Source organism: Thalassotalea insulae (assembly GCF_030161395.1).
Lineage (GTDB): Bacteria > Pseudomonadota > Gammaproteobacteria > Enterobacterales > Alteromonadaceae > Thalassotalea_E > Thalassotalea_E insulae.
The window spans coordinates 2,634,003-2,647,930 of record NZ_BSST01000001.1; the positions used below are offsets into that span (position 1 = coordinate 2,634,003).

10 protein-coding genes and 1 pseudogene are annotated in these 13,928 nt (G+C 40.8%); 6 read left to right on the forward strand and 5 right to left on the reverse strand.

Annotated features, from left to right (window positions below; genetic code table 11):
• Nucleotides 1-99: 99 nt before the first annotated feature.
• The 3 genes from QQK06_RS12010 to QQK06_RS12020 all read right to left on the reverse strand — a co-directional run bounded on the left by QQK06_RS12010 (nucleotide 100) and on the right by QQK06_RS12020 (nucleotide 4,689).
• Nucleotides 100-1,776 carry an ATP-binding response regulator gene (locus tag QQK06_RS12010; protein WP_284244932.1) on the reverse strand — a complete coding sequence of 559 codons (1,677 nt, stop codon included), beginning with the start codon at nucleotides 1,774-1,776 and terminating at the stop codon, nucleotides 100-102.
• Between the two features lie 68 nt (nucleotides 1,777-1,844).
• Nucleotides 1,845-2,450, reverse strand: coding sequence for a response regulator transcription factor (locus QQK06_RS12015; protein WP_284244933.1), 606 nt, complete (start codon nucleotides 2,448-2,450; stop codon nucleotides 1,845-1,847).
• A 466-nt stretch (nucleotides 2,451-2,916) separates the two neighbouring features.
• On the reverse strand, nucleotides 2,917-4,689 hold the full coding sequence (locus tag QQK06_RS12020; protein ID WP_284244934.1) for a winged helix-turn-helix domain-containing protein: 1,773 nt from the start codon (nucleotides 4,687-4,689) through the stop codon (nucleotides 2,917-2,919).
• Nucleotides 4,690-4,820: 131 nt separating this feature from the next.
• Between QQK06_RS12020 and QQK06_RS12025 the strand changes: the two genes are divergently transcribed.
• The 4 genes from QQK06_RS12025 (at nucleotide 4,821) to QQK06_RS12040 (ending at nucleotide 10,524) form a co-directional block, all read left to right on the forward strand.
• Entirely contained in the window at nucleotides 4,821-6,338 is a 1,518-nt protein-coding gene (locus QQK06_RS12025; RefSeq protein WP_284244935.1) for an amidohydrolase family protein, read from the forward strand.
• Nucleotides 6,339-6,614: 276 nt separating this feature from the next.
• A complete protein-coding gene (locus QQK06_RS12030; protein WP_284244937.1) occupies nucleotides 6,615-6,989 on the forward strand; it encodes a PA2779 family protein in 375 nt (124 codons plus the stop codon).
• Between the two features lie 34 nt (nucleotides 6,990-7,023).
• The gene (locus QQK06_RS12035; RefSeq protein WP_284244938.1) at nucleotides 7,024-7,989 is read left to right on the forward strand and encodes a PA2778 family cysteine peptidase; all 966 of its coding nucleotides are present in this window, start codon (nucleotides 7,024-7,026) and stop codon (nucleotides 7,987-7,989) included.
• A 201-nt stretch (nucleotides 7,990-8,190) separates the two neighbouring features.
• Entirely contained in the window at nucleotides 8,191-10,524 is a 2,334-nt protein-coding gene (locus QQK06_RS12040) for a methyl-accepting chemotaxis protein (RefSeq protein ID WP_284244939.1), read from the forward strand.
• Nucleotides 10,525-10,550: 26 nt separating this feature from the next.
• Here QQK06_RS12040 and QQK06_RS12045 read toward each other — a convergent pair.
• A pseudogene (locus QQK06_RS12045) lies at nucleotides 10,551-10,730 on the reverse strand (ATP-binding cassette domain-containing protein); the annotation flags it as partial.
• 45 nt (nucleotides 10,731-10,775) lie between these two features.
• Entirely contained in the window at nucleotides 10,776-10,925 is a 150-nt protein-coding gene (locus tag QQK06_RS12050; RefSeq protein ID WP_284244940.1) for a hypothetical protein, read from the reverse strand.
• 218 nt (nucleotides 10,926-11,143) lie between these two features.
• Here QQK06_RS12050 and gdhA point away from each other — a divergent pair, with 218 nt between their 5' ends.
• Both gdhA and nhaA read left to right on the forward strand, forming a co-directional pair.
• Nucleotides 11,144-12,463, forward strand: a complete 1,320-nt coding sequence (gene gdhA / locus QQK06_RS12055; protein WP_284244941.1) for an NADP-specific glutamate dehydrogenase — start codon at nucleotides 11,144-11,146, stop codon at nucleotides 12,461-12,463.
• 37 nt (nucleotides 12,464-12,500) lie between these two features.
• On the forward strand, nucleotides 12,501-13,892 hold the full coding sequence (nhaA, locus tag QQK06_RS12060; RefSeq protein ID WP_284244942.1) for a Na+/H+ antiporter NhaA: 1,392 nt from the start codon (nucleotides 12,501-12,503) through the stop codon (nucleotides 13,890-13,892).
• Nucleotides 13,893-13,928: the final 36 nt, after the last annotated feature.

Consider the following 13,928-nt stretch of genomic DNA (forward strand, 5'->3'; position numbering starts at 1 on the left):
TCTACTACCTTAAAAAGAAAATGCTAATAACGGGCAATTGCAACAAATTTCGGGCGTGAATGCTTGGGTGAAAACCCTTATTTTGTAGTGAGGAAGGCGTTATTCAGTTAATAAGGTAAATATCAGTTGTTCTAGTGTGGCTAAATCAACCGGTTTATTGAGCAGCGGCAGTTGTTGAGCGTTAATTTGCTCTACTATGGAAGGGTCGGTATCGCCTGTTAATATAATTGCTTTGACCGGTTCAGCTAATGCCTGGCGTAGCTGAGCGATCACTTCTATACCGGTTTTATCGTCCATCAAACGATAATCACACAGAATAATATCTGGTCGTTGTTGCTCTAAACTGTCTAATGCCTGTTTATCATCTTGAGCGCAAATAACATGACATTGTTGCTCTTCCAATAATAGGCGCAGAGCAAATAAATTATTTAGGTCATCATCAATTAATAAAATCCTGACGCCGAATAGACGACGGCCCTGAATGCGTGGCACTTCATCAACAGGCATTACGGCATTAACGACCGGCAAGCTCAGGGAAAAGGTTGATCCTTTACCAGGCGTTGATGTTACCTTGACTTCAGTGCCGAGCAAGTGCGCCAATTTTTTTACAATTGACAAGCCCAAACCTATCCCCTTGCTGGAGTCACGACGCTTGTTGGCAATCTGATGATATTCATTAAAAACCTTGCCAAGCTCTTCTTGGGGAATGCCTATACCTGTGTCCTGTATCGCCAGTCTAAGCTGATCTACCTGATGTGTAACGCTAATATTTATGTCACCCTGAGGGGTATATTTGACTGCATTGTCGAGTAAGTTGCGCAGTAAGCGAGCCAACACCATAGGGTCCGTTTGCACCACCAAGGGAGTGGAGCTGTAATGTATCGCTAGGCCTTTGTGTGTTGCTTTAACCCTAAATTCATCCAGTAAAGGTTGTATAACACTGTCGAGTGGTACCTGCTGCCAGTCTAGCTCTAGGTCGCCCGAATCAAGACGAGAGAGATCAAGCAGGGTATCAAGCAGGCCTTTTAATGAAGTAAATGAACGCTCAAGGGGGGATAAAATATCTCTATGTTGTTTATCTTTAACGCGTTGGCTAAGCGCCTGAATAAAGAGGCCTATGGCATTAAGTGGTTGGCGTAAGTCGTGGCTGGCAGCTGCCAAAAATCGGGATTTCTCGGTATTGGCTTGCTCAGCCTTGATTTTTTCTTCTGTGACTTGTAGCAATAGGTTAGCGTTGGTGACATCAATGCTAATGGCGTTGGTGACCACTTTGGATAACCGCATGGCGGTGATAGTAAGATATAGACTATAAAGCCCTGCGCCTGTCAGCAGTAGATATTGCTCAGACTCAATGATGCGCAGCGCGGTACCCAGCATCATGGGGATCAGAAATACCATGTAACCCCAGAAGGAATAAACAAGTGCAACCAATAAACCTGTGGTAATACCGAAGATAAAAATAAAGAAGGTAACAAAGAGTTCTGTGGCGCTAGGTTCAGGCAAAAAAGCATAGACACCTATGCCCCAGTTAGTACCAGACAGTAAGAGAAAAAAGACGATAGTCAAATGATACAACTGATAATGTTTTTCTCCTTGTGCTCGCCGATTTTGTATAGGGCGGTAGACAAAAAACAAGCGAAAAAACGTGATCAGCGCAAAGGCTGACACCCAAACCAGCAGTGCGGTGGTATTGGCATCATTTCGCAGCAATATCATTAGAATAATCGCGGCAACTAAGCTGACAACACCTGATAAGTTAGTTTGCTTGATTAACACATCGAGCCTGGATTCCATAATAGGGTCAGGCTGAGCGTTATTATTTAAAATAAACTTTGGCAGAGAAATCACAACAATCCATGACGACTGGCGTAGTGCATCAGCTCGACGGTATTTTTGACCCCCAGTTTCTGCATCAAGCTATAACGGTGATTCTCGACAGTCTTGCTGGAAAGGCTGAGTTTTTGAGCAATGGCTGCACTGTTTAGCCCGGTCAATACTAAATCGAGTACCTGAAATTCTCTGGCAGTTAAATCGGGCGCATTGCTTCCCAGCTCCTGTGCAACCCCTTTAGAGGTAACTTTTTTACCGAGTAAAACATTCTGTACTGCTTTTTTCAGTTCATCGGCTGACATTTCTTTTAGCAAAATGCCATCAGCCTGGCATGCAGTCATCTGGGCAAATAAAGTGCGAGATTGTACCCCGGTTAACATAATGATTTTTATTTCGGGATAGCGTTTTTTAATATATTCCAACGCCGAAAGAGAGCCGCCGCCGGGCATGCGATAATCCATCATCACCAGTTCAGGTTGTTCTGTTTTTACACGGGTCAATAGATCTTCGGCGTTATCTACTTCGGCGATCACTTGCCAAGCTGGTTCACTGCTCAGTATCAGTTGTAGGCCTTCACGAAAAAGCTGGTGATCATCGGCAATCACAATTCGGATGGACATGTTCTTAGAGTACTATCTTTGTGGTTTTAGCTATCTTAATCTCTGCATGCCTTTTTAGAAAGTACTTAGTCAAAATTATCGCTCAAGTAGCTTTTAATGATTTGTCTCTTTGAACTACAAACAAAAAGTTACTGGTGAATAAACCCGTGTGTTGGACTGGCTATTCGCCATCGCTCAGTGTTTGTGAGGAAGAGGATAAGGCAGATCCTTGTCACTGTGGCAAACGCTTTCACAATACGTTAATTCAATAGCTTCGTTTCAGCGCTTAAGGTACGTAATTTCATAACTAATTGAATATTAATCCCAATCTCATTGTAAATGGGTTACAAGTGAAATGTTAGCAAAGCTAATTAGGCTGGTAAAGCTAGCCAAATGCTAGTTTGATCTATTGAACATATCTCTACTAAACATTCTTTGTAGTAAAGTGGGTCTAAGTTTTTGATTCCCACTTAGGTTAGTTGAAGCTTTAATCGTTATCGGCACATTTACTTTGTTGCCAAATACAGTTTTGCTTTTGGCTCAGGTATTTGCGCCATTGTTGTTTTTCTCTATCTGACTCCAGTAAGCTTTGATAAAAGGTTATTGAGAATATACTGTCGTTATAGTCTGGCAACCAACCATCCGTTAGCATCTGTGTTAAAAGCTCCAAAGATTGCTCTTTTTTATTGGTCAGTTGATACCAAACCAGCTCGTGCTGCGCGGGAAATTTGTTGACTTCTTGTCTTAAGCTCAGCAGTTTTGAGAATGCTTGCTGATAGGCTTGCTCTTTTCCTAGTGATTGATAGAGCGAAGTTAATAACAAATATTGACCAAGTTGATCAGGGGTGATTGTTTCCAACTTAATAATATTGGCAAAGTGTTGCTCAAAAAGCGTTAGTGCTTGAGCTTCTTGATCGAAGTGGAGCAAAGCAACAAGATAGGGCATCACCAAATGGTTCTGTTGTGGGGCGAGCAAGTAACGCTGTTTTAGCAAGGCTAATGTTTCTTCTCGACGTTGCATATGCCATGCAAGTGATGCTTTTGCATAAAGTAAAAAGTGTTGTGGAATGTTATCCAGTGCTTCAACTTTATGCAATTCCTCTGTTGCTAATTCTGCTTGGTTTAGACTGAGTAAAAAAATGACATAACTGAGTCTATGCATTGGAAACCGTTTAAAGTAGCTGTCTTCATATTGCTGGTACCAAGCTAAATAATTCTTTGCTCTATCCTGATTTAATGGATAAAAATCAAGCTCGTATAAAGGTCTGTTTTTAAAGTTAGGCGCAATGACGATGCTGCGCTCAAAATACTTGCGGGCACTGTTTAAGTCGCGATTATTTAAATAAGCATATGCTAACCCCCTGAGTACAATGGGATCATTAGGTGCCAGTTTAAAGGCTTTTTTGTGAGCGGTTAACGCAGCTGGAATATCATTTTGACTTCTTTTTAGCTGCCCGTACCAATGCCATATGATGGCTTCTTGTTCGGTTATCGCCAAGGCTTGTTGAAAAAGCGACTCTGATTGTTTGATGTCACCTTGTTGAAATGACTGCCAGGCCAATGACGCAAGTACATTAGGGTTATTGGACTCATTTGCGTGAGCTTTTTCTAGTAGCGGCCGACATAGGCTATCACGTTCAGTTTCAGATAGCGTGTCGTAGATTGTCAGTAAGCGATAGCTATTGCATAAGCCATTTAAGGCCTTAACATTATCTTGATCTTCGCGTAATACTTCTAAATATAGTTGCTTAGCGTGGTGAAGTTGCTCGGGTTCTATTTGCTTGATTAAGTGGCTTGCCAGTGACAACGATTCAAAATGCTGGCTTTGTACATTTTCATTTGATTGAGATGTAAAGAAAATTCCAGTGATAGCTAACAAAAAGACTAAAACGAGCAATATGAATCGTGCTTGTTTAGACTTATCTTTTTCTGGGGTGAACGGGCTTACGTCAACATCGGGGCAGATACGGTACCCTTGACCTGAAATGCGCTCAATGTACACCGCGATTGTTTCGTCTGCAGCAAGTACTTTTCTTAATTGAGCAACTGCCTGATAAACAGAGCTATCGGCGACGACTCTATCTCGCCAAACGTTAGTGATCAGTTGGTCTACGCTGGCAGGGTTATCACCTTGCTCAATTAATGCGGTCAGTAACTGCATTATTTTTGGCGTAACTGTTTTGGTTTTACCGCTTGAAATCAAGGTTAATTGATTCAATTTTGGAAATACTTGCCAATTACCTAACTTAAAAGCTTCCATGTGTCTCTTGTTTAACGTTTTGAATTTTATGTTGTTTTCTTTTTTTAGAAAAATTTTAGATCAATATTATAAATAACTCAGAAAGATAAAGCCCTTCTTTATTAAGCTCATGTTTTTTAAAGGAGGAATGTATGAAAAAACAATTACTGGCGTTAGGTTTAATAGCTCAAATATTCAGCGGCTCTGGGTACGCAAAAGTTGATTTGCTTATTGAAAATACCACTGTTATTTCGCCACTTAATCAACACCAAGTGAGTATTAAAGAACAACATTGGGTCGCAGTTAACGGCAATAGAATAGTCAGTATTGGTTCAGGTACTGAGACACCCGAGGCAAAAAATATTATTGATGGCAATGGAAAATATTTAATACCAGGGCTAATGGATAGCCACACGCATTTAAAAACGATGCCTGGCTTAAATCGCTCAAATGAAAAAGCACCTCAGATGCAACAAGCTTTTTTAGCGCGGCAAGGCGTTAATTACCTCTATTATGGCGTCACTCAGGTGATCGATCCGTCAAATACTCAACAAGGCATAGACAAATTTCATAACAGTGGTCTAACGCCTACTGCATTTTTCTGTGGTGCGATGCCAGTGTACAATGGTTACAATGCTCGAGGAATTGCACATAAAGACTTACATCATGAGCGCCCTTACTATGTCGCGCAAGCAACAGACCCTAAAACACCGGTAGATATCTATAACGCTCATCAGGCAAAACAAGCGGTTAATCGTTTAGTGGATGATGGAGCTAAATGTGCAAAAGTGTATATTGAGGACGGGTTTGGTTTTGCCAATGATATACCGCTAATAAATAACACGACACTGAAAGAACTCACTCAGCATGCCGAGAACTTGCACCTTCCGACCATGGCGCACGCTAACGCAACTGATATGCAAGTTATCGCGGCTGATTCTGGGGTGAGTATTATGGGGCACGGCCTTTGGAACTGGCTGGAAGAGCAGAAAACAACGAGAGAAGGAGCGCTTCCTGCTAAGGTTCGCGCGGTAGCAGATAGCATTATTGAACACGATATTATCTACCAACCAACCATGAACGTGATGCGCTCGCTAGCTGAGTTGATGGTAGAAGGGCACATGACCCTTGCAGACTATAAAAATGTGCTACCGCAGTGGCAAATTAACTGGTATTTATCAGAATCAGGGCAATGGTTTGCTAAAGAAATGTATAAAGATTGGGAAGGAGTACCTATTGCAACAATTATTGAGCGCTTTTCGGCAAACCTTGCTAATGGACAGCGAGTACTGAAATACTTATACGATAGAGGAGTAACAATTTTATTGGCATCAGATACACCGCCCGCACCAACCTATGCCTCTCAACCAGGTCTTGCCACGTATATCGAGCTTCAAGATATGTATAAAGCGGGAATGGATTTAAAAGGTATATTAGCTGCTGCGACGATAAACAATGCCAAGGCATATCACTTGGAGCAAGATTATGGCACCGTTGCATCTGGTAAAATTGCTAACTTGCTGTTATTAAACAGTGATCCGTTGCAGAGCATATCGGCTTTTGATGATATTAATACTGTCATTTTGCAAGGGAAAGCCATAGAGCGAGATAATTTGCATATCAGTAATTTAGGGCAAATAGCGCCGAAAATCACCGATAATTCGTTCTAATTTGGTGATTGTGAGCGTTTTATCATCAAACTGTTATAAGTGCTACAAATGACTATGCTTCGGGCGAACTACTCTTTATTTTACTGATGACGCTAAAGGAAGGGGGATGCATATTTATTGCTACTGATTTATTCATTCAACAAGCTTGTTTGGAAGATAATTCGATACAGAAAGTGATAAAGAGTAGCAACGGATTCAAATTATTATCAAACAAACTGGATAATATAAGAGAACATAGTTAAGCTGTTAAAAGTTAAGCTAAAAAGGATAGAAACCATGAAATTATTATTAAAAGCTGGACTTACAGCTTGCTTGTTTGTCTTTAGTCTCGGCCAGGCAGCTGCCGACTTATACGAATCAAATCAAGTGATACAATCGCAGCAATTTGCTTTTGAAAAATCTCAAATTTTATCTTATGTTGATTCAGCCGAAGTTCAGCAACAATTAATTGAGTTAGGAATTTCATCGGCAGATGCTAAAAATAGAATCGCTAACATGACTCATGAAGAACTTGCTTCTTTAAATCAACAAATTAATGAAGGTGTAGCAGGTGGTATCGTTGGCACCATAGTAACTGTATTAGTAGTAATAGCGGTACTTGATGTATTAGGTATTACCGATGTTTACCCTTTTATTCGTCCAATTACTTAGTGTTTAAATCGACTTGATTCAAATGATAAATGTTATGAAAAAGGCTGGCCTAGTTGCTGGCCTTTTTATTGTTATGGCTGGGTGTCAAACCCCACCTCATACTCAAAAAGTGTTAGCTAACCCTCCCAAAGTGATGCAGCATAAAATTGCGCAAGTGCCATTTTATGCGCAGCAAGCATATTATTGCGGTCCGACAACATTATCAGAAGTGGCAAATTTTTACGGTGTAACCAAAACACCAGAGGAAATTGCACCTAATACTTTTGTTCCAGAGTTAAAAGGTAGTTTGACGATAGAAATGACGGCTGCCACTCGGCAACTTGGAATGCTTGCTTATACTCAGTATGCTGACTTATCCCAGTTGTTAAGTCTGATTGCACAAGATATTCCAGTTATTGTCTTACAAAATAATTCGATTGAATTGTTTCCGCAGTGGCATTATGCCGTAGTGATTGGATACGATATTCATGCAAAGGAAGTCATTTTACATACAGGTTTAACTGAAAATTATCGGCTTGATTTATCTACCTTTGAGCGAACTTGGAAAAGAGGGAAATATTGGATGCTTGCTATGTTGCCGCCCGATAAAGCCAATAAGAATTTGGACCCTTTTATTTATACTAAAGCTTCTCAGGCCTTATTAGACACAGGGCAAGCGCAAGCTGGTATTAAGGCGTTAAAATCAGCAGTAAAACAATGGCCTGAACATTGGTTAGCGTACTTTTTATTGGCTAATTATCAACTCAAAAATTCTGTTCATAACGCACTGGTTTGGTATGCCAAAGGAGTTCAATATGCTAAACAACAAGCTCAATATTTAAATAATTATGCTTATGCGTTAGGTAAAGCTAATTGTTATCATGAGGCGGTTAAAATGATAGATGTTGCCTTAACTCTCAAGCCAGGTGAAGAAAATATACTGGACACAAAAGCGCAACTAACACGTTGGCAAAGAAACGCTGTATTCATTCAGCAGTGTCCAAGTCATGACGTATTTTAGCGCGCTAAACAGGTCATTTTCTGTTAATAGAATACTTAGTCGATTGTTTAAAGTTGGGTTAATTTGCTACCCATCATTCTGCTATTTTCGTTATAAAAATAATGCTTATAAAATAAATAACTAACAAAATTGCAATATTGTCCTACTATTGAAAGAAGGATATAGCTGTCATGGAGCGTCATCACAGAAGGCAGTAAAGCTATGCGTTTAAAAAGTAAAATTATTCTTAATGTTGGCATTGTGGTTAGTATTGCGTTAGTGATGACCTCAACCTTACTTACTTATATAGCGACTAATGATGTTTCCAGTGCGCTTTATTCACAGGTCGAGCAGCGTTTAATTGGTTTGCGAGATGCAAAACGAGAGCAAATATCTGACTATTTTGAGACCATTAATCAGCAGGTGATTTCATTAGCTGACTCCACTATGACTGAAGATGCAGCACAGATCTTTATTAAGAGTTATCAAGACTATATTGGGCAAGCGAAACTTCCTGAAGGCCAGCAGCAGCGGGCGACATTATCCTCTTACTATCTCGATGAGTTTTTGAAGAAGTACCAGACAGAAAATCAAAACAGCCAGTTAGATGCAAACCAGCTGCTCAATACCTTGTCAGATACAGGTATCGCATTGCAATATAGTTACATAGGTGCTAATTCTCATGCATTAGGCGAAAAAGACCAGCTGTTAGCGCTCAACGATGGTTCGCAATACGATAGTGCTCATCAAAAATATCATCCTAAGTTCCGACAGTTCTTACTGCAATTTGGTTTTTACGATATTTTTATTGTCGATAATGCTGGCAATGTGGTTTATTCGGTTTTTAAAGAGCTTGATTATGCGACATCGCTAACTACTGGTGCTTATGCCGATTCCGGCTTAGCTGAAGCATTTGCTAAAGCAAAAAATGCCGATAAAGGTCAAGCGTTTATGACAGATTTTGCACCCTATACACCTTCTTATGAAAGTGCGGCTGCATTTTTCTCTTCTCCTATTGTTATTGATGGTATTGCAACGGGGGTGCTGATTTTTCAGGCACCGGTGGATAAAATTAATGATATTATGACCTATCAGGGGCAGTGGCGAGCTAGGGGATTAGGTGACTCCGGTGAAACGTATTTAGTCGGTAGTGATTATTTAATGCGTAGTCAAAGCCGTTTTCTGTTAGAAGATAAAGCTTCTTATTTAAAAGTACTTAAACAAGCGGGAACGCCAGATAAAGATATTGCCCTTATCGATGCTAAAGGCTCTGCATTAGGGATCGCAAAAGTCGATACCAAGGCGGTGCGTCAAGCGATTAGTGGTGGAAGTGGTTTTGACCTCATTACCGATTACCGGGGCATCATGGTGGCATCCGCCTATGCGGCATTTGATATAGCAGGGAATAAATGGGCCATTTTAAGTGAAATCGATCAACATGAAGCATTTTTAGCATCGGAACAATTGAGTTCATCGTTAACTGTCACCTCTTTGATCAGCACATTAGTGTTAGTTGCCCTGGGAATATTGACCGCTCTATGGCTAGGTAATTATTTATCAGGGCCTATTTTGGTGTTAAACACGTCTGTTAATGAGGTTGCCAATACCTTAGATTTAACTAAACGGATCCAAGACCGGGTTGGTAAAGATGAGAAAGATGAAATTGGTCAGGTATCACGTTCATTTAACGGCATGATGGAAATTATGCATAAGACCTTAACCAGTATGGGGAAGGCATCTAATATTCTTGATCAACAAGTGCACGAGCTGCGGAATAACTTTAATTTGGTTGAGCAAAAGTCGGTAGAGCAAACAGATAAAACCATGCAGTTATCTGCGGCAATTGAAGAAATGTCTACCACATCGGATTCTGTTGCTGAATCTGCAACCTTATCTAGTGAAGCAAGTGCGATAGCGGTAGAACAGGTTCAGTTAGGCACAGATAATATCAATCAAAGTTTAAACGTCACCAAAAATTTAAGCGAAACGGTGCTTGAGTCGACCAAAACAGTGAAAACAGTGGCAGAGCAAGCAACTAATATCGTTACGGTTTTGGATGTTATTCGTGGGATTGCGGATCAAACGAACTTGCTAGCGCTTAATGCTGCGATAGAAGCGGCTCGGGCCGGTGAGCAAGGCAGAGGCTTTGCTGTGGTTGCTGATGAAGTGCGAACTTTAGCACAACGGACACAAGAGTCGACACTTGAAATTCAAACCATTATTGAGAACTTACAAAAAGGTTCAGATGAATCAGTTTCTGTGATGACCCGCGCTGCAGATATGGTGGAACAAACCTTAGTGAGTGCAGAAAAAGTCAGTGAGACTTTCAATTTAATTAGTGAACAGGTCGCTAGTATTGAAATGCAAAACAGCCAAGTTGCGTCCGCCACCATGGAGCAATCTATGGTGGGTAAAGATATGGCGGAGCAAGTCGAACAGATTAATATGCTAGCAGAAGAAAATAACAGCTCGGTGCAAGAAGCGTCTAAATGTTGTAATGCTGTCGAACAGGAATACCAAATGCTCAGTAAGCTGGTGAGCCAGTTTAAACTTTAAGTTAATTAAGTTTAACTGTGCCAGGTACTACCGGCAATTGCTCTTGCTACAGCCACGCGTTGTTGTTGGCCACCAGATAGCTGTGACGGGAAATGATTGGCACGATGTTGCATGCTTACCTGTGCCAATGCCTCTGTGACTAACTGGTTTCGCTCGGCTTTGCTGATGTCGTCACGATAGGACAAAGGCAGCGCGACATTTTCTTTCGCTTTTATCAGTCTTTTCTCTTCCATCTGTTAGCGCTGAAATAATTACTCAACTTCAATTTTGACCTCCTGATGTTCAACCGTTGATATTGCGACTATGCCTTGTGCCAGTATGGTTTGCTGGGCTTTTAGTGTTAGCTTTGCTCGTTCATAATCTAGATGGCTGTTATTAACTAAGGTTTTCTGGCCTAACACTCGGGACTTTAATGCGACATGCTCGGCATTGAGTTGTGCCTACATTTCTTCTAGTTGCCACTGACTTCGGTGACTACCCAATGCACTTCTTTTGGCACAAGCACGCCAATACCTCTAATATCCTTGTTAGCATCGCTTTGATTTTTCAAGTTTTTTGCTAAGCTTTATTATGATTATATAGCATGTTCGCTTTAAGCTAATAGGTAGGGGCAAGTCGTATGAAGTCATCATATATTTCTAAGGTAAAGGATAAACTTGAGAAGTTGTATCATGGGCAAACCGAATACCTTCAGGCTATAGAAGAGCTTATAGAATACAGTGAGATTGAGCCTTATTTAGAGGAAGTACTTGTTAGTGAAAACTTGCTTGAAAGGCTATTACTGCCAGATCGAGTGATTTGTTTTAATGTTGCATGGGTTGATGATCAAGGTGAGGTGCAAGTGAACCAAGGCTGGCGCGTACAACATTCTAACCTTATCGGGCCATACAAGGGAGGCGTTCGATTTCACCCTAATGTTAATGAGTCAGTGTTGAAATTTTTAGCGTTAGAGCAAACTTTTAAAAATGCGTTAACTGGTTTGCCCATAGGTGGGGCTAAAGGCGGGAGTAATTTCGATCCCAAAGGGAAAACGCGGCGTGAGGTTATGCGGTTTTGCCAAGCTTTTATGGATGAACTCTCTCGCTATATAGGACCAAACACTGACATTCCCGCTGGTGATATCAATGTTGGTACTCGAGAGATTGGTTATATGTTTGGTCGTTATCGTCGGTTACAAAATCAGTTCTCTGGTGCAATGACCGGTAAAAGTATAGAGTTTGGCGGTAGTCAGGTTAGGGTGGAATCTACCGGCTATGGTGTCATTTATTTTGTTGAGAAACTTTTAGAGCATCAACAAAAATCATTGGATTCGATGAAAATCATTATTTCGGGCAGTGGCAATGTCGCACTTCATACCGCGAAAAAAGCTATTGAAAAAGGCGCGGTTGTGTTAACGCTTTCTAATAGTAAGGGCTATTGCTATCGTAACGCGGGATTTACTCAAGAAATGGTTGATGAACTCATTAGCAATGAATCAAGACCTAAACTGGATAGGTTAGCGGAAAAATTTAATGCCAAATGGTTTGATAATGACACGCCTTGGGAAGTAAAAGCAGATATTGCGATACCATGTGCTACCCAAAATGAATTAGGCGCAGAAGATGCTAAGCACCTTATTGATAATGATATTCAGTTTGTTCTAGAAGGGGCGAATATGCCATGTACTGCGAAAGCTGTTGAGCTATTTGAAGGTAGTAAAGTGGTTTTTGCACCTGCTAAAGCGGTAAATTCTGGAGGTGTCGTTGCTTCGACACTTGAGATGGGACAAAACGCGATATTTTATCCTGAGTCATTTGACCTTGTCTCAGACAAGTTAAAAAACACGATGGGCGATATTCATGATAGTTGCATCTCTCATAATGAGAGTAGCTATTTGAGAGGAGCTAATAGTGCTACATTTAGTCGGTTAATCATTGCGATGGCAGAACAGGGCGTATAGCCACTAATTTTCCCCGTTATTCTTTAGAGGAGGTATTGTGAAACTGGAAGTTCATGATAAACACCGAGAACATATGCCGTTGGAAAAAGAATTTCAACAGGTCATTTCGCCATTACAAGAGTTTATTCATCATCAATCGACTGCTGGTCTTTTGCTGGTTCTTGCCACGATCATTGCTATGGTGATGGCTAACACAACTTGGGATCAGGCATATATACAGCTACGTAATTTCAACATTGGTTTTATTTTTGGCGATTTCCAAGTAGTACATACTGCGCTTGAATGGGTAAATGAAGCGTTGATTGTGCTGTTTTTCTTTTTATTAGGGCTGGAAATAAAGTATGAACTATTAGCGGGTGAGTTAAAAGAGCTAAGAAAATCAATGCTTGCCATCGCTATGGCGTTAGGTGGTATGGTGGCTCCTGCGCTAATTTACATCATCATTATGGCGATATTAGACGGAAACGATTGGCAAGGTTGGGGGATAGTAATGGCTACCGATACCGCTTTTGCTCTAGGGCTTTTAGTTTTACTTGGCGCTAGAGTGTCCAAGTCACTGCTCGTGTTGATCACTGCGCTGGCAATTGTAGATGATATGGGGGCTGTCTTAATCATCAGTGTCTTTTACAGTGAAAATGTATCCTTGGTGAGTTTAGGATACGGTGCGTTCATATTATTAATCATGGTATTAGCCAATGTTGTCGGGATTCGCGCGGTTTGGTTCTATTTGCTTTCGGGGATTTTGCTGTGGTGGTTTGTTTCGCATTCTGGAATACATGCTACCACCGCGGGGATCTTAGCCGCTTTAACTGTGCCAACTAAACCTATGGCTGATACTCATTGGTTTACAGCATCAATGGAGCGAGTCTTAAAACGTTTTAGACAACTTGACCGTCATGACAGAACTATATTAGAGGTTCAACAACAGCATGATTTAGCTCAGGCTGCTGAAGAGATATCAAAAACAGTTACTACGCCGGTACAGCGTTGGCAAAGCAAACTTGCTAGACCAATTGGGTTCATTGTCTTACCGCTTTTTGCGCTATTAAATGCAGGTGTTAAATTGCCTGAAACCACTACGTCGATTGTAGTTGAACCGGTTTATTGGGCGTGTTTGTTAGGCTTAGTTATAGGTAAACCATTAGGTATCTTTTTATTTTCCTATATATTAGTGCTATTAGGGGGTGCAGAAAAACCCTCTGATATGCAGTGGAAAGATTTTCTTGCGCTAGGCTGTTTTGCAGGTATAGGGTTTACCATGTCGTTGTTTATTACTAACTTGGCGTTTGTTGGTCAAGTTTTGACTATTGAATATGCTAAGTTGGGGATTATTTCAGGTTCCATTCTCTCAGCAATGTTAGGATTTATTATGATAATGACAAACCCTAAAAAGATAGGCAAGGATGAAGAACAAAAGGAGAATGTGTGAATTTTATCGTATAGGGTTTACTGCTTTTTACTCACC

Excerpts from the sequence above, each read along its gene's own strand:
- QQK06_RS12015 (WP_284244933.1), bottom strand. The coding sequence starts at position 2,450 with ATGTCCATCCGAATTGTGATTGCCGATGATCACCAGCTTTTTCGTGAA.
- QQK06_RS12020 (WP_284244934.1), bottom strand. The coding sequence starts at position 4,689 with ATGGAAGCTTTTAAGTTAGGTAATTGGCAAGTATTTCCAAAATTGAAT.
- QQK06_RS12025 (WP_284244935.1), top strand. The coding sequence starts at position 4,821 with ATGAAAAAACAATTACTGGCGTTAGGTTTAATAGCTCAAATATTCAGC.
- QQK06_RS12030 (WP_284244937.1), top strand. The coding sequence starts at position 6,615 with ATGAAATTATTATTAAAAGCTGGACTTACAGCTTGCTTGTTTGTCTTT.
- QQK06_RS12035 (WP_284244938.1), top strand. The coding sequence starts at position 7,024 with ATGAAAAAGGCTGGCCTAGTTGCTGGCCTTTTTATTGTTATGGCTGGG.
- QQK06_RS12040 (WP_284244939.1), top strand. The coding sequence starts at position 8,191 with ATGCGTTTAAAAAGTAAAATTATTCTTAATGTTGGCATTGTGGTTAGT.
- gdhA (WP_284244941.1), top strand. The coding sequence starts at position 11,144 with ATGAAGTCATCATATATTTCTAAGGTAAAGGATAAACTTGAGAAGTTG.